Origin of the sequence: Mycobacterium paraffinicum (genome assembly GCF_001907675.1) — a bacterium.
Classification (GTDB): domain Bacteria; phylum Actinomycetota; class Actinomycetes; order Mycobacteriales; family Mycobacteriaceae; genus Mycobacterium; species Mycobacterium paraffinicum_A.
The window spans coordinates 62113-82127 of record NZ_MPNT01000006.1 but is presented as its reverse complement, the minus strand read 5'-3'; the positions used below and the strand labels follow the sequence as shown (position 1 = coordinate 82127).

General features: G+C 64.4%; 20 protein-coding genes. 8 read left to right on the top strand and 12 right to left on the bottom strand.

Features of this window, described 5'->3' with window-relative positions; genetic code table 11:
* Positions 1-8 precede the first annotated feature (8 nt).
* The 4 genes from BRW65_RS08965 to BRW65_RS08950 all read right to left on the bottom strand — a co-directional run bounded on the left by BRW65_RS08965 (position 9) and on the right by BRW65_RS08950 (position 3677).
* On the bottom strand, positions 9-557 hold the full coding sequence (locus BRW65_RS08965) for a hypothetical protein (RefSeq protein WP_073873671.1): 549 nt from the start codon (positions 555-557) through the stop codon (positions 9-11).
* The gene (locus tag BRW65_RS08960) at positions 554-1792 is read right to left on the bottom strand and encodes a cytochrome P450 (protein WP_073873669.1); all 1239 of its coding nucleotides are present in this window, start codon (positions 1790-1792) and stop codon (positions 554-556) included. Before BRW65_RS08960 ends, BRW65_RS08965 begins: the two co-directional genes overlap by 4 nt.
* Entirely contained in the window at positions 1789-3021 is a 1233-nt protein-coding gene (locus BRW65_RS08955; protein WP_073873667.1) for a CaiB/BaiF CoA transferase family protein, read from the bottom strand. The genes BRW65_RS08960 and BRW65_RS08955 overlap by 4 nt, the downstream gene beginning before the upstream one ends.
* Positions 3022-3146: 125 nt before the next feature.
* Positions 3147-3677, bottom strand: coding sequence for a nuclear transport factor 2 family protein (locus BRW65_RS08950; RefSeq protein ID WP_084187782.1), 531 nt, complete (start codon positions 3675-3677; stop codon positions 3147-3149).
* Between the two features lie 114 nt (positions 3678-3791).
* Here BRW65_RS08950 and BRW65_RS08945 point away from each other — a divergent pair, with 114 nt between their 5' ends.
* Positions 3792-5411: a class I adenylate-forming enzyme family protein gene (locus tag BRW65_RS08945; protein WP_073873663.1), complete on the top strand. Its 1620-nt coding sequence runs from the start codon at positions 3792-3794 to the stop codon at positions 5409-5411.
* Here the strand turns inward: BRW65_RS08945 and BRW65_RS08940 are convergent.
* Positions 5401-5841, bottom strand: a complete 441-nt coding sequence (locus BRW65_RS08940) for a hypothetical protein (RefSeq protein ID WP_073873661.1) — start codon at positions 5839-5841, stop codon at positions 5401-5403. The genes BRW65_RS08945 and BRW65_RS08940 overlap by 11 nt on opposite strands.
* 111 nt (positions 5842-5952) lie before the next feature.
* On the opposite strand from BRW65_RS08940, the gene BRW65_RS08935 reads away from it, so the two are divergent.
* Complete coding sequence (locus tag BRW65_RS08935; protein WP_073873659.1) at positions 5953-6741, top strand: SDR family NAD(P)-dependent oxidoreductase; 789 nt, start codon at positions 5953-5955, stop codon at positions 6739-6741.
* 29 nt (positions 6742-6770) lie between these two features.
* Positions 6771-7850, top strand: coding sequence for an NAD(P)H-dependent amine dehydrogenase family protein (locus BRW65_RS08930; protein ID WP_073873657.1), 1080 nt, complete (start codon positions 6771-6773; stop codon positions 7848-7850).
* On the opposite strand, the gene BRW65_RS08925 is transcribed toward BRW65_RS08930, so the two are convergent.
* Positions 7847-8629 (bottom strand): SDR family NAD(P)-dependent oxidoreductase, encoded by a 783-nt coding sequence (locus BRW65_RS08925; RefSeq protein ID WP_073873655.1) that lies wholly within the window; start codon positions 8627-8629, stop codon positions 7847-7849. The two genes, BRW65_RS08930 and BRW65_RS08925, sit on opposite strands and share 4 nt — an antisense overlap.
* A gap of 107 nt (positions 8630-8736) precedes the next feature.
* Here BRW65_RS08925 and BRW65_RS08920 point away from each other — a divergent pair, with 107 nt between their 5' ends.
* A complete protein-coding gene (locus tag BRW65_RS08920; protein ID WP_244168052.1) occupies positions 8737-9549 on the top strand; it encodes a mycofactocin-coupled SDR family oxidoreductase in 813 nt (270 codons plus the stop codon).
* An 11-nt stretch (positions 9550-9560) separates the two neighbouring features.
* Here the strand turns inward: BRW65_RS08920 and BRW65_RS08915 are convergent, their stop codons facing one another.
* From BRW65_RS08915 to BRW65_RS08905, 3 genes are all read right to left on the bottom strand, one after another.
* A complete protein-coding gene (locus BRW65_RS08915) occupies positions 9561-10244 on the bottom strand; it encodes an alpha/beta hydrolase (protein WP_244168042.1) in 684 nt (227 codons plus the stop codon).
* Between the two features lie 88 nt (positions 10245-10332).
* Positions 10333-11388, bottom strand: a complete 1056-nt coding sequence (locus BRW65_RS08910; RefSeq protein WP_073873651.1) for a hypothetical protein — start codon at positions 11386-11388, stop codon at positions 10333-10335.
* A 98-nt stretch (positions 11389-11486) separates the two neighbouring features.
* Positions 11487-12329, bottom strand: coding sequence for an SDR family NAD(P)-dependent oxidoreductase (locus tag BRW65_RS08905; RefSeq protein ID WP_073873649.1), 843 nt, complete (start codon positions 12327-12329; stop codon positions 11487-11489).
* Positions 12330-12447: 118 nt separating this feature from the next.
* Between BRW65_RS08905 and BRW65_RS08900 the strand changes: the two genes are divergently transcribed.
* The 3 genes from BRW65_RS08900 to BRW65_RS31690 all read left to right on the top strand — a co-directional run bounded on the left by BRW65_RS08900 (position 12448) and on the right by BRW65_RS31690 (position 15180).
* A complete protein-coding gene (locus BRW65_RS08900) occupies positions 12448-13206 on the top strand; it encodes an SDR family oxidoreductase (protein WP_073873647.1) in 759 nt (252 codons plus the stop codon).
* A 32-nt stretch (positions 13207-13238) separates the two neighbouring features.
* A complete protein-coding gene (locus BRW65_RS08895) occupies positions 13239-14042 on the top strand; it encodes an SDR family NAD(P)-dependent oxidoreductase (protein ID WP_073873645.1) in 804 nt (267 codons plus the stop codon).
* A 100-nt stretch (positions 14043-14142) separates the two neighbouring features.
* Entirely contained in the window at positions 14143-15180 is a 1038-nt protein-coding gene (locus tag BRW65_RS31690; RefSeq protein WP_073873643.1) for a dihydrodipicolinate reductase, read from the top strand.
* A 77-nt stretch (positions 15181-15257) separates the two neighbouring features.
* Here the strand turns inward: BRW65_RS31690 and BRW65_RS08885 are convergent, their stop codons facing one another.
* A complete protein-coding gene (locus tag BRW65_RS08885) occupies positions 15258-16322 on the bottom strand; it encodes an NAD(P)H-dependent amine dehydrogenase family protein (protein ID WP_073873641.1) in 1065 nt (354 codons plus the stop codon).
* Between the two features lie 12 nt (positions 16323-16334).
* Positions 16335-17573, bottom strand: coding sequence for a cytochrome P450 (locus tag BRW65_RS08880; protein ID WP_073873639.1), 1239 nt, complete (start codon positions 17571-17573; stop codon positions 16335-16337).
* A gap of 129 nt (positions 17574-17702) precedes the next feature.
* Between BRW65_RS08880 and BRW65_RS08875 the strand changes: the two genes are divergently transcribed.
* Complete coding sequence (locus tag BRW65_RS08875) at positions 17703-18761, top strand: NAD(P)H-dependent amine dehydrogenase family protein (RefSeq protein ID WP_073873902.1); 1059 nt, start codon at positions 17703-17705, stop codon at positions 18759-18761.
* Here BRW65_RS08875 and BRW65_RS08870 read toward each other — a convergent pair.
* Positions 18753-19898 carry an ABC transporter substrate-binding protein gene (locus tag BRW65_RS08870; RefSeq protein WP_073873637.1) on the bottom strand — a complete coding sequence of 382 codons (1146 nt, stop codon included), beginning with the start codon at positions 19896-19898 and terminating at the stop codon, positions 18753-18755. The two genes, BRW65_RS08875 and BRW65_RS08870, sit on opposite strands and share 9 nt — an antisense overlap.
* Between the last annotated feature and the right edge of the window lie 117 nt (positions 19899-20015).

Below are 20015 nucleotides of genomic sequence, written 5' to 3'. Positions count from 1 at the left end.
GCCAGACCTCAGCCTGCAATGCTGCCTTCACGCAGGAAGTTCACGGTGTAGGCCTGATACGTCAGGCTGTCGCGATCGAGGCCGATGAGATCGAGGCAGGGATACCACTCCCGTGAATCGACGAACCACTCCCAACGGTTGATATGACCGTCCTCGTCAGTCCAGACGTAATCCCATTCGTGAAGCTTGAGCACAGTCCCGTCGGCCAGCGTTCCCGCATAGGTGTCGCGCACCGCAAACCCCCAGTCGGCAGGCCTGCAGTCGAACGGGGTAACGATTCGAAAGTCGGGCATGTGCTTCCACCACATGCGGAATTCGCAGGTAAGCATGTCGCCGTCGGGTGCGTAGTGTTGCATGGCCGCGAGAACCTCTTCGGAGGCGAGGTCGGCCATCACATGATCGGCGCCGCCATTGAAAAGGGGGCACATCATTACGGCGTCTGGCGCGTAGATCCACTCATCACCGTAAGTGATCTTTTTCGTCTCCGGGGCCCTAGCGTATGTCTCCCATTTTGCGTGGGCCAGCCTGCGGTGCAAGGCAATTCGATCTGAGGTCATGCTTCTTCCTTCCTGCGCACCGGCACATTGGACCACCCACAAACATTGGCCATCGCCACCCGCCGCAGTCCGCTGCGGTCGACTTCGTAGTCAGGGAGGAGATCGAGCAGCGCCTCGAGCGCGATGCGGCTCTCCATCCTTGCCAGCGCCGCCCCCAAACAACTGTGCACGCCATACCCGAAGGCGAGGTTGAAGCCCATTCTGCGCTCCCGGTCGATGTCCAGCCGGTCGGGATCGGGGAACATCCGTTCGTCGCGGGTCGCCGAGCCCGTGACAAGCAGGACTGCGCTCCCTGCGGGAATGGTGTTGCCGTGCAAGGTCACATCGCGGGTAGCGGTGCGTACCTGGTACTGCGAGGGCGCCTCATAGCGCAACAATTCTTCTATGGCGGCGGGCACCTTACTGCGGTCCTTCTGCAACTTCTGCCACTGATCGGGAAAGTCGGCGAAGGCAACCATGGCGTTGCCGACGAGCTTCGTCACCGTCTCGGCGCCCGCTCCCCCAAGCATGGTCGCGAATCCGGTGATGTCGACGTCGGTGAGCTTCTCCACCTTCCCGTCCCGCTCGACCTCGGTCTCGATGAGCCGGCTGATCATGTCGTCACGAGGTTCGGCGCGGCGCTGCTGCACCAGGTCGTAATAGTAGAGCCCGGTTTTCATCGAGGCTTCCCGGCCTGCGGCGGTGGTGGCGATCCCACCGGGGTGGCGTTCAAGGAGCAGATCCAGCCAAATGCGGATCTGGTCGCGGTCCTGCTTGGGCACCCCGAGCATGGTGGTGATGACCTCATTCGGGAACAGCGCCGAGAAATCGGCCACCACGTCGAACGACGACGGGTCGAGGGCGTCGACGCGTTCGTAGACTTTCTCGCGCACCATGTCTTCCAACGCCGCGATGGCGCGCGGCGTGAATACGTTGCTCACCAGCCTGCGCATCTTCTGGTGTTCGGGCGGATCCATCGAGATGATCACTTTGGGCACTGGTATCGCGTCGTCGTGCGCCTGAACCATATCCAGCGTCGCACCCTTTGCCGACGAATAGGTTTCGTGGTCCTTGGTAGCGGGCGCCACGTCGTCGTAGCGGGTCAGTGCCCAGAAATCCCACTTCGGGTTGTAGTAGACGGGCGCACTGTCGCGCAGGCGTCGGAAGGTGTCGTACGCCCCGTTGAAGAAATCTTCAGAGAACGGATCGAATTCGACATGGCCTTCCGAGACCTGATGTGGCGCAGGAGGAGTCACAGAATCGCTCCGGCCTCTTTGTAGGCTTCGATGGTGTCCCAATCCAGACCCGCTTCCATCAGCACCTCCTCGGTGTGCTGTCCGTGCTCGGGCGCTCCCGAAGGGGTAACGGCCGTTTCGTCGAATTGGACGGGGTTGGTGGGCAACGAGTACGGCGCTCCGCTCATCGTCGCGGTCTTCGCGACATAGCCGTTCGCGGTCACCGCCGGGTCCTGGCACACCTCCCCCGGCGTCTGCACCACACCCCAGGCGCCGGACAGGTCTGCGAGCGCCTCACGCCATTCGGCGAGTGTCCGCTGGGCAAACGCTTCGTCCATCAGCGAGATGAGTTCCGCTCGGTTGGCGAATCGCGTTGCCGCCTCGGCAAATCGCGCATCAGCGACGAGCTCGGGTAGGCCGATGGCGCGCATCGCTTCGGCATAGAACTTGTCCAGTTGCAACATCATCAGCTGGACGTAGCGATCGTCTTTCGTGCGGTAGGTTCCGACCAACGGGTTGGGCGCGTCGGCGTGGCGCCAACTCGGAACCGCACCGCCGCCATGAATCTGGCTCACGGCGATGTCGGGGCTGAGGTTCCAAGCCGCAAGCCCGAGAAGGGAGACATCCACTACCGATCCCTCACCGGTGGTCGCCTTTCGATACAGCGCGGCCGCGATGCCCCCGGCGATCGTCATTCCGCCGAGCAGGTCGCCGAAGGCGGGTCGTGAGCGCACCAACTCCTCAGCGTCCTCGGTGAGCATGGTGGCGATGCCGCCGCGTGCCCAGTAAGAGACGCCGTCATAGCCGGGCTTGTCAGCGTCGGGCCCCTTCGGGCCGTGGCCCGACCCGCGTACGTAGACGATGTTGGGGTTGGCGGCCCTGATGTCGTCGACGTCGATGCCCATCTTCTTGCGGCGGCTTGGTAGGTAGCTGGTGAGGAACACGTCGCAGGTGGCCGCGAGCTTGCGGACGACGTCTTGGCCGCCGGGAGTGCTCAGATCGACGCCGATGGACTTCTTGCCCCGATTGGGAATTTCGATCATGTAGTTGACGGCGCCGCCACCCTCGTCGACGATGCCCATCGTGACCAAGCCACGCTGCGGGTCGCCTCCTTCCCGCGGCTCGACCTTGATGACCTCGGCACCCCATTCCGCAAGGACTGCACCGGCAGACGGTACGAAGGTCCACGCGGCTACCTCCAGCACGCGCACGCCGCTGAGTACTTTGTCGACGGAAATGACGGCCTCCATTGGTCGCGATGGGACGGATGCGGGTCTACGACAGCCTAGCAACGGCGGAAACTCCTGCTTACACAGCCGAGAATGTCAGTTTCCGCTGAGTTTGTAAACCGCAGGCCGGCCAGGATGTCCGGACCCTACGGGCGTGCCGACAGCCGTTCGGGCAGGGCCGGATCGCCGTCGGCCCAAAAGGCCCGCCAGGTCGGCATCCGTTGAGGCATGGCCGCGCGCAACCGAACGTCAGTCGGCCAGCGCATGAATTCGGGCCCCGGGCGCTCCGTCACGTCGACGGAGTACCAGGGGTGCTCCCGCCGCTTGACGAAACACCACCGGCCGTCGCGGCGCTCATAGACGTCGTCGTAGCGCATGGTGATCACGTACCATCCGTCGCCGTCTTCGTGTTCGGCGCGGCAGTAAATCGCTCCGATCGCATGATCGGCGTCGACGAAGTCGAACTGGTGACCGCAGATTAGGTGGATGCTGCGGTAGAACCGTCGGAGCACGCGGTCGTACCAGCGCTTCAACGCATCCCTGCCGCGCCCCTCGGCGCCCGCGTCGACATCGTCGACGAACAACGCCACCAATGCATCGAGATCACGGGCATCGAGGGCCATCGCATACTTGCCGGGCAACTGACTGATCGCGAGGCTCGACTCGACTCGGTCCAACCGGTCATCGGCGCTCGAACTCTTCAACCCTGTGGCCATGGCCGTATTGTAGGCTCAAGCCGCCGAATGAGAACCGCTGTTCTCGTCTGCCGAGAAGGCTACTATTCTGCGCTCATGCCCTTTCCGACGATCCTGCCCACGATCCCTGCACTGGTGAGGTATTGCGCGGCGCGTTTCGGCGATAGGCCGTTCCTCATCGCCGACGGGCGGAGATTGTCCTACGCCGATCTCGACCGGCGTTCAGCCGCCCTGGCCGCCGCACTGTTGGCACAGGGCATCAACAAGGGTGACCATGTCGGTATCCTGATGCCCAACAGCGTCGACTGGGCACTGGCGTGGTTTGCCACCACACGCATCGGTGCGGTCGCCGTTCCGCTCAACACCTTCTACCAGGCCTCCGAACTGGCCTGGACCGCCCGCCACGCGGACCTGAGCGCGATCTTGGCGTGGCCGCGGTTCCGCAATCACGACTTCTTGACCCGGTTGGAAGATGCACTGCCGGGTCTCGCCGGTCAGGACCGGCCAGGTCGCATCATGGTCCGCAAGGCCCCGTTCCTACGGACCGTCGCGGTGTGGGGACCGTCCGATCGGACCTGGACGACGAGGATCCACGCCGACGGCGCGCTGCCGGCCGCCGAGGCCGACTTCCTGGTCGACGTGGAATCGTGTGTGACCCCGGCCGACGAGGTGATGATCATCTACACCTCGGGCAGTACCGGTGACCCGAAAGGGCCTGTGCACACCCATGGCACGCTGGTCCGCCACACCTACAACCTCACCTTCATGTACGCCGTCACCCACGACGACGTGATGTTCACGTCCATGCCCTTCTTCTGGGTGGGCGGGCTGATCACCGGATTGCATGCGGTAATCCACCACGGTGCGACCCTGATCACTCAGCCCGCGTTCGATGCAGGAGAGGCGTTGGAACTCATGGAGCGACACCACGCGACCATCGCGCTGGGCTGGCCGCAGCAGGGTAAGACGCTGTCCGAGCATCCCGACTTCTCAGCACGCGATCTGAGTTCGGTGCACCGCACCAGCATGCCCGCGATGGTGCCACCCCAGTATCAGCCCAAGGGCTCCAGCGGCCTGGGAATGACCGAGCTATGCGGCAATCACCTCGGCGTCGATCCGTATCTGCCGCAAACGCCCGATCGGTCCGAAACCGGCGGCCCACCAATCGAAGGGCTGCACCACCTGATCGTCGACCCCGACACTGGACAGCCGGCGCCCATTGGTGTGACCGGCGAAATCTGGGTGCGCGGGTACTCGTTGATGCAACGGCTGCACAAGTGTGAGCGCGAGGACGTGTTCACGCCGGATGGCTACTACCGAACGGGCGACTGCGGCGTCGAGTACGACGACGGTTGGATCAAGTTCACCGGACGGTTGGGCGACCTGATCAAGACGGGCGGTGGCACCAACGTCACACCCAGCGAAGTCGAACTGGCACTGGCCGACTGCGGCGGCGTGCTCGAGGCATACGTGGTCGGAGCGGAGAGCACTGAGCACGGAACGGTGGTCGCAGCGGTGGTGGTGCCACGCGGCGAATCCACACTCGACGCCGAGTCTTTGCGGGTTCAACTGCGCGACCGGCTGTCGGCGTACAAGGTCCCGAAGTACATCTGGGTCACCGCCAAGCGAGACCTTCCGTTCACCGCGACCGGTAAGGTCAAGAAGTCGGAGCTGGCGCGGCAACTCAGCGAACGGTTGCGCTCGACTAGGGGCTAACCGGCTGCCCGTCGGCCATATTCGTGGTCATGAGTGTCAACGGGATGCCGAATAACGGCTCCAGTTTGACTTCGGTCAACTCGAATCCCTCGCCGTGGTGCCGCTGCCGGAAGTCGGACTTGACGCCGTACCTCGCGGCGATGTGCTCGCCCGCAGCGCAATCCGCCGTGCGCACAATGACGGAGAACAGTCCGTCGCCGTTGCGCGCGAGGAAGTCCGCTGCGGTGCCAGCGTCCGTTGGCGCCGCGGCCGTGGGGGCGATGAGCTCGAATCCGCGGTCCCAGTCCAGGCGGACCTGCAGACCAAGCTGCTCGAGCTCGAAAGCCTGGAATCGAAAGCCCAGGGCGCTCAGGTAATCGGCAGCATGATCGAGCCGCTCGAGTCCGATCGCGAAGACAACGTGGTGCAGCTGAGGCAGCGAGGACGACATGTCAACGACTCTACGAGCGCATAAAGACAGATTTCAATTACCGGAAATAACTATTCTCATTGCGGTAGATTCGCGGCTGCATACCCACACGTCCTGGCGGAGAGGCGCTTCGTGGCACTCGAACAGTTCAACCTAGAGGGTCAGGTCGCAATCGTCACCGGTGCCGGGCGCGGCGTCGGCGAGGGTATCGCCAAGGTACTCGCCGAAGCCGGTGCCACGGTCGTTGGTACGGCGCGGACCTCGTCTGAGGTCGAGCAGACGTTCGACGAGATCGAGAAGTCGGGCGGCAAAGGCCTCGCAGTCACGGCCGACGCGCTGCAACGCGCCGACAGCGAGCGCGTCGTCCAGACCGCGGTCGACACCTTCGGCCGCATCGACATCTTGGTCAACAACGTCGGTTTCGCAACTTACGGCCCATTTCTGGGCCTGACCGACGACAACCTTCGGGAAACGTTCGACTATTGTGTCACTTCCGCGTTCACCATGAGCCAGCTGGCCGTACCGCACATGTTGACGGTGGGCCGGGGTTCGATCGTCAACATCTCCTCAGGAGCGGGCCGATTCGGGATCCGGGGATTGTTGCCCTACTCGGTGGCCAAGGGTGGGCTCGAAGCCCTGACCCGCGCCATGGCACAGGAGCTCGCCCCCAAAATCCGCGTCAATGCGATCGCCCTGGGTGCGTTTATGACCACCGGACTGCAGTCCAGCTTCGACCTGATGCCGGGCTCCGAAGAGAAGCTGAAGGAGATGACGCCGCTGCATCGAATCGGTGACGTCGCAGACCTCGGCCGGCTGACGTTGTACCTGTGCACCCGCGATTGCTACGCGACGAACTCGACCTTCATTGTCGACGGCGGCCTCCAGGGGCCGAATTCCTCTCTGCCCATCCCCGACCTGTAGCCAGACGCGCCCACAAAGGAGTAACAACCATGGCAGAGAAGGTTTTACGCGTTGCCGTAATATCGACGGGCGGTGTCGGAAGCATCGCGTTGCGGGCCATCCACCGGCGCGCACATCTCGATCTGGTCGGCGTATGGGTGCACAGCCCCGAAAAGACGGGGCGCGATGCCGGCGACATTGTCGGGCTCGGCCCCATCGGAGTGACGACCACCGCCGATCTGGACGACATCATCAGGCTCAAGCCCGACTGCGTGGTCTACGCGGCTTTGGGTGCCGACATGGATGCGGCCGCAGTTCCCGACTATATCCGTCTTTTGAAGGCCGGCATCAACGTCGTTACGACCAACACACCGGGAATGATGTTTCCCGACAGATGGATTCCAGGTCTGGCAGACCAAGTGCGAGCGGCAGCGCTGGCCGGTGGCGTCACCATATACACCTCGGGTATCGAACCGGGGTTCGCCGGTGATCAGTTCGCCGTCATGCTGTCGACGTTGTCCAACACCATCCGGTCGGTCCGCGCGCAGGAGATCTTCGATTACTCGGCCTACCCCAACGAGTACTCGATGTTCGACGCGATGGGCTTCGGTCGTCCGCTGGACTTCACGCCACTGCTCGAACTGGAGGGCGCACAGCGGTTCGCCTGGGGACCACCTATCGGTCTGGTGGCGCGGGCCCTTGGCGTCGAACTCGACGAAGTGACAGAACGCTACGAGCGCGTGATCACGCCACGCGACCTCCACGTCGCGTGCGGGTTGATCCCGGCAGGCACCTGTGGGGCGGTGCGCGCCGAGACGACCGGGATGGTCAACGGCCATCCGGTGATTGTCATCGAACACATCAACCGCATGGCACCCGATCTGGCGCCCGAGTGGGCGTCAGCACCGCACGGCACCTACCGCATCGTCATCGAGGGCGAGCCACACATCCACTGCGATCTTCGGTTCGGTACCGAACCGACCGCGCAGTCAGCGAACGACGATGCCATGCAGGCGACGGCCATGCGCGTGGTCAACGCAATCCCGTACGTCATCGATGCGGCACCGGGCATTGCCACCTCACTCGATCTGCCGATCACCGCACCTCGCGACGCGTTGGATTTCGGCTAGACGGTGAACATCGGGCCGCGCGGGGCGCCCCTGACCTCGTTGCCGCCGTCGATCGCAAAGCTCTGCCCGGTCATCCAGCTCGACTCGGGGCCCGCCAGATAACGGACGCCGGGCGCGATATCGTCGGACACCCCGAGGCGGCCCAGCGGAACGCGCTCGAGGAAGCTACTGGTCAACTCCTCTAAGTGAATGTAGCCCTGGGTCGTGGCCGCCTCGGTCAAGCCCGGCCGGACGGCGTTGACACGAATCCCCTTGGGGCCCAGCTCGGATGCGGCGACCCGGATCATCATCTCAAGCGCCGCCTTTCCGGCCGAGTAGTGCCCAAGGCCCTCCATCGGAATCTTCGACGACGTCGACGAGATGAAGACGATCGAACCGCCATTCGTCATGAGCGGGGCCGAGTAGCGCAACGCCAGGAAGTTCGACCGCAGATTGCCCATCACGAAGTTGGTGAAGGTCTCGAGGTCCTGCTGGATCAGCGGGCCGGTGCCTCCGATGGCCACCGTGCCCAAGACGATGTCCAGTCGGCCCTTGATGTCATGGGCCGCCTGGGCGGCCGCCGCGACGGTCCCCTCGTCTTCGGGATCGCCCTTCTTAACGACAATTTCGGCATCCGGGACTGCGGCGAGGATGCTGTCGCAGGCCGCGTTCAGGCGCTTGCTCGATCTCCCCAGAAGGTACAGCGCCGCACCGTCAGCGGCGAGCAGCTTAGCGCTCGCCTGGGCAATTCCGGCTGACGCCCCCAGGATGAATGCCGTCTGACCGTCGAGTACGCCCATGCGACCCCGCTTCCTTAATGTATCGGCAGCAGAATACTAATTCTCCTTAATGGGTAAAGGAAGTTCTCAGAACCAACGCGGTGATGTACCGTACCCGTGTGGCAGATATGAGCGGCAAGGTTGTACTCATCACCGGGGCCGCTCGGGGCCAGGGCCGGGCTCACGCCGTCCGGCTGAGCGCCGACGGCGCCGACGCCATCCTCGTCGATCTTTCCGGCCCCCTGCCACCAAGCGTTCCCTACGATTCGGCCACTCCCGAAGATCTGGCGGAGACCGCAGAGCTCGTCACCGCCAACGGCAGTCGCGCCGTCACCGCGATCGTCGACACCCGCGACCATGACGCCCTGTGCGCAGCCGTCGACAAGGGAGTAGCCGAACTCGGCAGGCTCGACGTGATCGTCGCCAATGCGGGGATCTGTTGTCCTGCTCCCTGGGACCGCGTCTCCCCCATCGACTTTCAGGACACCGTCAACGTCAACCTGGTCGGGACCTGGAACACGGTCATGGCCGGAGCGAAGCACATCATCGCCGGCGGACGTGGCGGGTCGATCATCCTGATCGGATCGGTGGCGGGAGTGAAAGTGGAGCCCTTCATGGTGGCGTACACGGCAAGCAAGCACGGCGTGACCGGGCTCGCCCGCTCATTTGCGGTCGAACTCGGCCGCTACGACATCCGGGTGAACAGCCTTCATCCCGGATCGGTCGCGACACCCATGGGTAGCGGGCGGATGATCGAAGCGATGCAGGAGGCGGCGGAGTCCTATTCGCATCCGCAGTACGGTTTCAGCAAGCAACTGATCCCCAACGCGGTGACGATGCCCGAGGACGTCGCCAACGCCGTTGCGTGGCTGGCCTCAGATGAGTCGAGGTTCGTCACGGCCGCCGCGATTTCCGTCGACGTCGGGGTCGCCCAGGCGTAGCAGGACGGCGCTCAGTTCGGCGGGTCGGGCAAAAACGGTGAGTGGCCACCGTCCAACTCGATGACGCGAGCACCGATCCGGCCGACCGCGTTGCGCCGGGCCCAAATCTCGCCGACCGCGCGGTCATCGCGCATGAGCACGTAGTCCGAGGGCGTGTCGGGCCAGCGGTCGATCGGACAACGTTCGATGAACACCGTAAAGGATTGATGTCGCAATTCTTCGAACGCTTTGCGCCCCAGGGCTTCTGGGCAGTCATGATAGAAGCCTTCCCGCACCGCCTCCCAAGACAGGCCGAAGGGGCCCTCACCCTGTTCTTGCGGCTCCGGAAAGGCGATCGCATCGGGGTTGGCGGCCAGGTGGTCGGCGAACGACTGTCCGGGCACGGGCAGGAGGCCACCGACGAAGACCATTCTTTGCACCGGGTGGAGCGTGGCGATGACCGGTGTGCACAGCCCCGAAAGTGAATGTGCCACAACGACAATATCCTCGATGATGTCGGGGGACTCGGCACCCCCCTGCGCTCCCTCGATCGCGTCGATCGCTACGCGCGCCCATTCCAGGGCACCCGCCGAGTCATCATCGACCGGAAGATCCGGCGCAACGACCCGATGACCACGCCGCGCGAGCTCCACGGCGACCCGGTCCCAGCACGAGCCATCATGTAGCCCGCCGTGCAGCAGCGCGAAGAGCGTCATGCCCGGGTCCGCGAGAGCCGGGTGGCGATCCCCGGGCCGGCCAACGGCAACCCGATGACGCGTGTTTGAACTACTTGTTCGGTGTGGCTCACTTGTAGAAGGGTCCCGGTTTGCCCGACTTCTCGAGATGGCCGTAAGGGTCGTAGACCTTGATGTTCGGATACGGGTTCTGCTCGTACGCGGGCTTGGACAGTCCCGCGGTACGCAGCCCCGCCAGTATGGCCAGCGGGACGGCGAACGATACGAGCCCCACCGAAACAGACACCAGGAGCTGGCGCGTCAGCGTCAATTTGCCGCGACCCAGTAGCCGGCGGGCGATCCGGTTGATCAGTATCAGCTCGCCTCCTTCGTCCCGGACGCACATCACGGCCACCATCGCGAATATGAATGAGTCGTAGACCGCCATGATGAGTGGGAAGTGAATGTGGCCGATCTGCAACGTCGGTCCGACTGCCTCGGTGTAGTAGAAGATGCCGAACCTCATCCAGGTGAACTGGACGACTCCGTTGAGCGGCAAGGCGATCACGAAGGCGCCGAGAGCGACAGCGGCAAGCCGATGACGCGCCAGCCAACTCGTGGGCCGAATTAGTGGCTCGAGGAATCGATCGTGCAGTTGCAGAATCCCCAGACCGGTCAACAAGTAGTACGCCGCGTAACCCCCTAGAAAGGACAGCGCGGGTTCCAGGTTCGGCGAGATGTTCACGTACGGCCATGACAGCGGGAAGTGCAACATCCGCGGGTCGAAGATCGCGAACGTTGCCCAGTTGGCCAATGGATCCAGGGCGCCGGTGATCAGCCCCGCGAACGCGATCACCACCGTCCAATGCACCTTGCGTTGCCTCACCGAGAGCCACACCAGGGTGGCGATCAGTCCGATGGCCATTGGAACTGAGCTCAAGGCGACCGCGAGCGGCCAGTTGTCGAACCCGAGGAACGGCGGATATGGTGCGGTCCCCGGGTTTGGGTTGGTGGTGCGCGGATCCCCGTGCGTACCCGATTGCATTGTCGCGACAGTCACGAGCGCGAACACCAGGTATCCGACGATGAAGCACACCCATCCCGCGCTGGACAACGACGGCGAACCACCGACCCGAACGGGCCCTGCGGACCCGGAAACGGAGCTGGTGCCAACCATGTTCGTCATGCCAAACCTTGACATCCTCGCAAGTCCGGAAGCCTGATCCGATGAGAATATGCGTTATCGGCGGTCACAAACAGCCTTTGGGGCGGGTTGATCCAACTTCAACCCGACGTCTCGGCGGATGTTGCGCTGTTGCCCTTGATGACGGGCATGTTCGTCCACGCGCCACGGTCGTCGCGATACCAACCGGCGGCGGCCAACGCACCACCATCGGCATGCACCACGGTCCCCGACACCCATGCGGCCAGCGGGCTGGCGAGAAACAGCACGCAGCCCGCGATGTCCTGCGGGGTTCCGAAGCGACCCAGCGGAATCCAGCGCGGAATGTTGTGCCGCTGCGATGGGTGAATCATGCGGTCCAGCGGGACCTGGGCGCTATCGGTGGTTTCCGGCGCCACGGCATTCACCCGGATGCCCTCTGGGCCCAGCTCGAGGGCGAGGCTCATCGTAAAGCCGGTCACCGCCGCCTTGAAGGCCCCGTACACCGCGAACTGCGGTATGCCCCGGAAGCCCTCGATCGACGAAACGTTCGTAATGCTCGCGCCGCCGGCGGCGGCCCGCAGCAGCGGCAGCATGACCCGGCTGACCAGGAAGATGTGCTTGAGGTTCACCCGATATATGTCGTCGATCTGGTCGTCCGTGAGCCGCTCGAAAGGTGTCGGCCGCGTCACGAAGTGGCCGACATTGTTCACCAACGCGTCGAGGCGCCCGTACCGGCTGCCGATGGCATCGGCAAGCGCCGACATGTCGGCCGCCTCGGTGGCGTCGCCCGTGACGACGAGCCCCCGATCGTCGAGTGCGCTGCGCAGTTCCTGCGACCGCGCCGGGTCGGCCTCGAGCGCGACCACCGACGCGCCCAGGTCGGCAAAGGCCGTCGCCGTGGCGCGCCCGATGCCCGCGCCACCGCCGGTGACGAGCACTACCTTGCCCTTGAAATCGATCATTGCGCCTCCTGTATTTGTCGCCGAAGCGCCGATGTTCGACCCCGACGGGAATATTGATTCTCACATGCGAGAATTACGGCTAACCTTCAGTGACGGATTCGGCCAGAGGAAGCGGGTTATGAGCGACCGGCACTCCAACATCGCTGGGACGCGGATGCTGATCATCGGAGCGTCCTCCGGCATCGGACAGGCGCTGGCAATCGCCGCCCACTCCAGGGGAGCTCATGTCGCGCTCGCCGCACGGCGAGTGGACCTACTGTCAGCACTGGCCAACCGGCTGCACGGGTCGGCATATGAACTGGACGTTTCCGACCCGAGGGCCGTAGAGACCGTCATCGACGATGTCGCCACCAACTTGGGCAAGCTTGACGCTGTGGTGTTCACCAGCGCCGTGGTGCCCTTCGTGCTGATCGAAGACACTGATGTTGAAACCTGGCTGCATTCGTACGCCGTCAACGCCGTCGGTGCTTCCCACGTGCTGCGGGCGGCTCTCCCCCACCTGACCGACAACGCCACGGTCATCGTCGCATCAAGCCACGATGTGGGCCGCCCCCGCGCCGGTGTGGCGGCCTACCACGCGAGCAAGGCCGCGCTCGACGAGATCTTGCGGTCATGGCGGGCCGAGCATCCCGAGCTGGCCGTGATCCGGGTTAGCGTTGGTCCCACTTGTGACACTGAGATCCTGCGCGGAGCCGACCGCGATCTGCTGGCCGACCTTTACCGGGCCTGGGCGCGCGCGGGCCAGATTCCCGACGAGATGTCCACGGTGGACGACGTGGCCAACGCGATGCTTTCCCTGATCGCCGTCTCACGCGCGAACCCCACCGTCGTCAGCGAGATCGTGCATCTTTCCCCGCGAATCGTCAAGAACCGGTGACGATTCCCGCACCGCGAAGGGCGGACGACTGAATGGATCTCGGTTTAAAGGGCGCCACGGCGGTCGTGACCGGCGGTAGCAAGGGGATGGGGCTGGCGATCGCGGAGAGTCTTGGGGCTGAGGGGGCCTGCGTGGCGATCATGGCGCGCGGCCGGGCGGCACTGGACTCGGCCGCCCAGCAGATCCGTTGCGCCGGCGCTCCAGAGGTACTTCCGATCAGCGTGGACATGGCCGACGCCGACTCCATTGCGGCGGCATTCGCAACCGTTGGTGGCACCTGGCACTCCCTGAACGTCTTGGTGCACACCGTCGGCCCAAACGCGGGCGCATTCGACGATCTCGACGACGAAGATTGGCACGCCGCATTCGACCTCGGCACGCTCTCCGCCGTGCGCTCCGTCAGGAGCGCATTGCCCCTGCTGAGATCGGCCGAGTGGGCTCGCATCGTCACCCTCTCTGCGCACTCGATCCAACGACAGAGCCCGCGTCTGGTCGCCTACACGGCGGCCAAATCGGCGCTCTCGAGCTTCACCAAGAACTTGTCCAAAAGCCTTGGAGCCGAAGGCATTCTTGTGAACTGCGTCTGCCCGGGGACCATTGTGACGGCGAGCTTCACCCAGATCCTGCGCGATGTGCTGGCCGCCGACGGGCTGGACGCGTCGGATCCGAAGGACGTGATGACGTGGGTCGAGAGGACTTACGGCCATCCGTGCGACATCGGTCGCGCGGGGCTGCCGGAGGAGATCGCTTCCGTCACCACTTATCTGGCGTCGCGACGCAATGGCTATGTGACCGGGGCAACCGTCAACGTGGACGGCGGGTCGGATTTCATCTGACGTCACGGCCATCCACCAGGCATTGGGAGTTGAGAAATTGACCGCGAGTTCCCGGCCCCTTCGGGTCATTCAGTGGGCGACCGGTGCCGTAGGCACTGAGATGGTCAAGACGATCCTCGACTACCGGACCGACCTCGAGCTTGTCGGAGCGCGGGTGTACTCCGATTCAAAGAACGGCGTCGACGTGGGCACGCTGGTGGGCCGGAACCCAGTCGGCGTCACCGCAACCACCGATGTCGCGGAGATTCTCGCGATGGACGCCGACGTCGTCCTCTATGCGCCGTCGTTCACCAGCCTCGACGATGTGTGCGCACTCTTGGAGACCGGCAAGAATGTTGCGACCGTGTCATTCCTTTTTCACCCCAGGCGCATCGGCGACGCCGACCGCCGGCGGCTGCTGGCCGCATGCAAGAAGGGCAACAGCACGATCCACGCCAGCGGCCTCAACCCGGGCAACCTGTCCGGCGTTTTGCCGCTCGCGCTGTCGGGTATGAGCCGCACTATCGACCGGTTCACCCTGCAGGAGCGCGCCGACTGGTCGCTGTGGGAGAGCACCGAAATAACCTTCGACGGAATGTGGTTCGGGCGACCGACCGAGGACATCACCCCGACGGCCAACGAGTTCCTGACGTTCAACACCGCCTTGTTCACCCAGCAGACCTGGTTCATCGCCGACACCTTGAACGCTGCGATCGACGATGTCACGGTCACCGTTGACGCGGTGCCGGCGACGAAGGACTTCGAGATCTTTGACCACCGGGTTCACGCCGGCACGACGGCGGGGCAGCGGTGGAACTTCGTGGGGAATCGTCGCGGCGAGCCGATCATCGAGTTCGAGACGCTGTGGACGGTCGGCGGCGAGTACCCGGGGCACTGGCCCACTCCGGATGACGGCTGGACGCTCACGCTCGAGGGTGATCCGTCCATGCGCGTGCACTTCTTCTGCCTGGCGAGCTTCTCGCGGCCGGCGACGGTCGCCGAACACGTGCGGGCCGGGCTCGTGGCCGTCGCGCTGCAGGTCGTCAACGCCATACCGGCGATATGTGCCGCGCCAGCGGGTTGCGCCACGATGGCGGATCTACCGCTAATCCGCAGCTACACGGGTTTCGGTGACGGGCCCATAGTCATCACAGATTGACGGAAGCCGTTCCAGCTCAGCCGCATACCCGAGAACAGTGCGCCGGCCCGCGGGCCGGTCAGGAACTCGACTGCGACTCAGGTTCGCGACACCACGCCACGTTCGGTCCAGTGCGCGACGAACGGGGTGATCGTCGAAAGGTCGTAGAGCCCCGACTCGGCCGCGATCACGGCCGGGATGGCGTTGATGGCGTGCATGGCAGTGGCCAGGCAGCCTTGCTCGGCGTGATCCTCGTTGTGGGAGCCGATCACGAGATGGAAACTCATGTTGGGCTTGCCCTCGAAAGTCACCGCATAACCGATCTCCGTCGGCCAGTCGGGGGCCAGATCGTCGGCCATGCGGGTTAGGTGCTCAACGGCGAGTGTGGTTTCGCCGCAGTCGACCACCACACCAAAACGCATGGCGCCTACGGTTCCTGCGGGGATCTCCCCCGCCGCGACTGTGAGCGCCCTTGGCGTGGTCGCGACTTCCCGGAATCCCTCGACGGATCGAATCTCAAGCCCGAGGGCCTGCGCGAGGACCGTCGCGCTGCCGATCCATGCGCTCGCCGCGTAGTCGGTGTTGGTCAGCAACGGGGTGGTGTCGTCCGGCGCATGGCCGAAGCCCATCGCATTGAAAATGAGATCGTGGCTGGCGTAGGTCGAGTAGTTCAGCACCTCCCGCACATTGATCCGGTCGGCGCGCTCGGTGAGCCGCGACAAGATCGGTGCCAGCGACTCGCCGACGAAGCCCGGATAGAGGCCGAGCCCGAGAAATGACGAACCGCCCGCACGACAAGCGTTTTCAATACCGTCGGCCAGCGATGCGTGCAGCGAGCGGGGATGGATGAACCGGCTACCGGTGGCCACCACGTTCTTGCCCGCCGCCAAAAGATCGCAGACATCGGCAAAGCAGCCGGGCGTATCGGTCTCCACCTTGCCCATGTAGAGCACCACATCGGCATCGGTACCGATGATGGCGTCCCGATCGGCGGACGTCAGCACCCCTGATTCCGGCAACCCGCACAACGTGCCCGCGTCAAGCCCGGCTTTGGCCGGGTCGTACACCCGCACGCCGACCAGTTCCAGGCCCGGCCTGCCCAAGACGTGACGCAGCGACATCATGCCGGTAACCCCGGTCGCCCATTGGATCACGCGAGTCATGTCAGACAAACCTCAATCCCATACCACGTCGAGCCGCGGCGGCGAACGGAACATCGTGCCGCTCACATAGGGCGGCGGGGCGGCGGGGTCGAGCCGCAAACCCGGCAATGCGTCAAACAGCGCGTTGAAGAACTTGGTGCTCTCCAACCGTGCCAAGTGCATTCCCAGACACAGGTGTGCTCCGTGACCGAACCCGATGTGCGGCTTGCGCTCGCGGAAGATGTTGAACGACTCCGGGTCCGGCCAACGCGTCTCGTCATGATTGGCGCTACCGAGGTTCACCATCATCGTCGATCCTTTCGGGATCTTGAGCCCGAAGAATTCGGTGTCGGTGCTGACCTCCCGGATGAAATTCAGCAGCGGCGTCTCCCACCGGATGCCCTCCTCGATCGCCTGTGGCAACAGGCTGCGGTCGGCGCGCACGGCGTCGAGTTGGTCGGTGTGGGTCAGTAGGGCCAGCGCGAGGCTCGCTGTCGATCGCGACGTGGTCTCCGCCCCGGCGGGCAGGAGATTGCGCATGAATCCGTAGATTTGCTCGTCGGACATCTTGACGCCGTCGATTTCGGCCTGCGACAGGATGGTCACCATGTCGTCCTTCGGCGACTTGCGTCGGTCGGCGAGCACGCCGATGAAGTACTCCTTCATCTCCGCCGACGCTTTCATGGCGGTCTCCATGTCGGCGCGAAAGCCCAGCAGGTCGATGGCCAGCCGGTGAAACTCGCCGATGTCGGACTCGGGCAACCCGAGAAGGGCCGCGATGATCCGGACCGGGATCGGCATGAACACCGCGTCTACCAGGTTGGCGCGTTTGTGGTCGCGAATCTTCGCGATCGTACGATCTACCAGCGGCCCAACGAGTTCCGCGTCCCAGCGTTTCATCGAGGACTTGGCGAACGCGAATTCGTGCAGGCGCCGGTAGATCGCATGTTCGGGCTCCTGCATCTCCAGGATCGTCGGACCCTGCAGCGGCCGCACCATATCCTCGTAGATGCGGGTGCTGAACGTGATGTTGTCGGTGAACACGGCCTTGACGGCGTCGAACGAGTACGCCGTGAACGTCTGCCTGCCCTCGGGCCCGTCGCGCGGGACGCCCATCTCCGGCCAGCCGGGATGAACGGGCGCCTTTTGACGCAACTCGCGCAGCAGCGGGTACGGGGTGGCGTCACCGTCGGCGCCCATCCCGGCGTTGAACTTCTCCTGCGCCTCGCGGATGCGCTGGTCGATGTCGTCCTTAACCGTCGGCTCCGTCACGTGCCACCTCGTCAGCCCGTCAACCTACATCTTGTCGGTTGCAAACCTACATGATGTAGGTTGGATGGACCAGAAGCTCTGCAACATCCCGAAAGCGCAACCTGGAGCGTCCGATTGGTTATTCGAGTGGTGCAGTGGGCGACCGGCGCCGTGGGCCGGGCGGCGCTGCAAGAGCTTATCGAGAATCCCCGTTATCAGCTGGTGGGGGTCCTGGTCTACGACCCGGCGAAAACCGGGCTCGACGCGGGCGAGCTTTGTGGTCTCCCGCCGACGACCGGCGTGATCGCCACGGCGGACAAGGACGAGATCGTCGCACTGGGCGCCGACGTCGTCGTGCACACGGCCAGCAAGGCACACGCCATCGAGACGAACGCCGAGGACATCTGCCGTCTGTTGGCCGCCGGGAGCACCGTCATCACGACCACGTCGTATAACCACTTACCCAGCTACGGCGCGGAGACTGAATCGGCGTTCATCGACGCCTGCCGGCAGGGCGGGTCGCGGTTCCACGCCGCGGGCGAGAACCCCGGGTTCATGTTCGAGCGACTGGTTGCCACGGTGACGGGGCTGAGCAAGACGATCGACCGCATCGATCTCTACGAGGCGACCGACGTTTCGGCCGTGGACAGCCGGCCGATGCTGGTCGACCTCATGGGCATGGGCAGACCACCGGAAGACGTCAGCATCGATTCCCCGATCATCAAAAAGCTCGACATGGCCTATCGCCAGGCGCTCAATGCCACGGCCGACGTCCTCGGGATCACCCTGTCGCACATCGACGTGGCGGTCGACGCCACCACCCTGCCACACGACATCGAAGTACTCGCCGGCACCATCGAGGCGGGAACGGTTGTCGGACAGCGATTCTCGTGGGTCGGGCACTTTTCTGGGCGTCCGCTGCTGGCCATTCACGAGGAATGGGTCCTCACCCGCGACCTCCCCCAGTGGGGCATGGCTCCGCTGGCGCCCGGTGAAAAAGCGCCCCTGATCCGCGCGGTCATCAAGGGCCAGCCGAGCTTCGAACTGCAGCTCGATGTGGGATTCGATGGCTCGGCGCAACCCGGTCAGCACGCCATGCCGGGCCACCTGATGATCGCGATGGGCGCGATTCGCGCGATCCCGTACGTGCTTGCCCAACCGCCCGGCATCGTGACCGCTCCGGTATTCGGCGCGATCCAACTAGCGTGAGGCGCGCGCGACCGCGCGGGCGATGTGGTCGCTTGGCGCCGCGTGGAAGACGTGCGCACTGCCGTCCGGCAGCACCCTGCGGGCGACGAGATAATCGGATCCCATCCAGCCCTGCCGGATGAACCGGCCGAACCGCAAAAATGTCCCCGGAGCGCCGCTGGCCGACGGGATGAGCTTGACCTGCTCGATCCCGTTCTTCACTCCCTCCCCGGTGAGCGGGCGCGCCGCCGCGAGGCCGCGCACGATCACGGTGGCCGCATCGTGCGACAGCCCGGGCATGGAATGTGCGGGCCGACGACCGTATCTGGCTTCGAAGCGGTCCAGGAAGGCCTGACCGACGGCGTTGCGCTCGTCGTAGCTGTCCAGACCAATCCAGCCGGACAGCTGCCGCCTCCACTCCGCGTTGATGTGCGCCAATTCGAAGGCCGTCGTCGTGTACCGCGGGGGGTCCCAGCCCGCAGCCAGCAGCGCGTCCGTAAACCCCCACAGGCCGTGCCCAAATCCCACATGCACCAGAGCGTCGGGGGCGGCTGCGCGCAACGCGGCGACCGCCTCCGACTTGTCGGCCTCCACCTGGGGAATCGCCACGGTGGCGACGACCTTCAAACCCGCTGCGTCGTAAGCCCTCTGAGCGAACGCAAGATACTCCTTGCCGATCAACGACGACTCGTAGGCGATGGCGATCCGCGATCGGCCGTCCCCGATCATCACCCCGGCGAGCATAACCGGCTCCTCCGGCATCGAGCCGTTGTTCAGCGCAAAGCACCACTCGCCCAGCGCGCCCTCCGATCCCGACAGGGTGACGATCGGAACGCGAGCGGTGGCCTCGACGTGGGAACGCAGCGGCACCACATTGTCCGATACCCACGGACCGTAGATGGCCAGACAGCCCTCGGCCACCAGCTCGTCGAAGGCCCTCTCGACCGCGGCGTAGGTACCGTTGGGCAAGCCAACCACGTTGCGCATGCACAGTTCGATCGGTCGATCGACCAGCCCGGATGACACGGCTTCGTCCATCACCAGGCGCAGTGCGTCGAGGCTGTCATCGTTGGTGTCCCCGGTGGTCGGATAGTCGTTCAGCAGGCCGACTTTCAGGGGAGCAACCGACCCGTACGCGCGAGCCTCGTCGTCTGGCATAGCGGCAACATACCGGATGAAGGTTGTCCAGGCCGATGCGCATCCCTATCCGCAAACCGGAAACAGTGGTTTACATAACCGGCATATCTGCCCTTTCGGGGGTGTACCTTTCGAAGG

Excerpts from the sequence above, each read along its gene's own strand:
- BRW65_RS08955 (WP_073873667.1), bottom strand. The coding sequence starts at position 3,021 with ATGGAGGCCGTCATTTCCGTCGACAAAGTACTCAGCGGCGTGCGCGTG.
- BRW65_RS08910 (WP_073873651.1), bottom strand. The coding sequence starts at position 11,388 with ATGACGAACATGGTTGGCACCAGCTCCGTTTCCGGGTCCGCAGGGCCC.
- BRW65_RS08895 (WP_073873645.1), top strand. The coding sequence starts at position 13,239 with ATGGATCTCGGTTTAAAGGGCGCCACGGCGGTCGTGACCGGCGGTAGC.
- BRW65_RS08965 (WP_073873671.1), bottom strand. The coding sequence starts at position 557 with ATGACCTCAGATCGAATTGCCTTGCACCGCAGGCTGGCCCACGCAAAA.
- BRW65_RS08920 (WP_244168052.1), top strand. The coding sequence starts at position 8,737 with ATGAGCGGCAAGGTTGTACTCATCACCGGGGCCGCTCGGGGCCAGGGC.
- BRW65_RS08930 (WP_073873657.1), top strand. The coding sequence starts at position 6,771 with ATGGCAGAGAAGGTTTTACGCGTTGCCGTAATATCGACGGGCGGTGTC.
- BRW65_RS08925 (WP_073873655.1), bottom strand. The coding sequence starts at position 8,629 with ATGGGCGTACTCGACGGTCAGACGGCATTCATCCTGGGGGCGTCAGCC.
- BRW65_RS31690 (WP_073873643.1), top strand. The coding sequence starts at position 14,143 with ATGGTCAAGACGATCCTCGACTACCGGACCGACCTCGAGCTTGTCGGA.
- BRW65_RS08945 (WP_073873663.1), top strand. The coding sequence starts at position 3,792 with ATGCCCTTTCCGACGATCCTGCCCACGATCCCTGCACTGGTGAGGTAT.
- BRW65_RS08870 (WP_073873637.1), bottom strand. The coding sequence starts at position 19,898 with ATGCCAGACGACGAGGCTCGCGCGTACGGGTCGGTTGCTCCCCTGAAA.
- BRW65_RS08940 (WP_073873661.1), bottom strand. The coding sequence starts at position 5,841 with ATGTCGTCCTCGCTGCCTCAGCTGCACCACGTTGTCTTCGCGATCGGA.
- BRW65_RS08915 (WP_244168042.1), bottom strand. The coding sequence starts at position 10,244 with ATGACGCTCTTCGCGCTGCTGCACGGCGGGCTACATGATGGCTCGTGC.
- BRW65_RS08905 (WP_073873649.1), bottom strand. The coding sequence starts at position 12,329 with ATGATCGATTTCAAGGGCAAGGTAGTGCTCGTCACCGGCGGTGGCGCG.
- BRW65_RS08900 (WP_073873647.1), top strand. The coding sequence starts at position 12,448 with ATGAGCGACCGGCACTCCAACATCGCTGGGACGCGGATGCTGATCATC.
- BRW65_RS08885 (WP_073873641.1), bottom strand. The coding sequence starts at position 16,322 with ATGACTCGCGTGATCCAATGGGCGACCGGGGTTACCGGCATGATGTCG.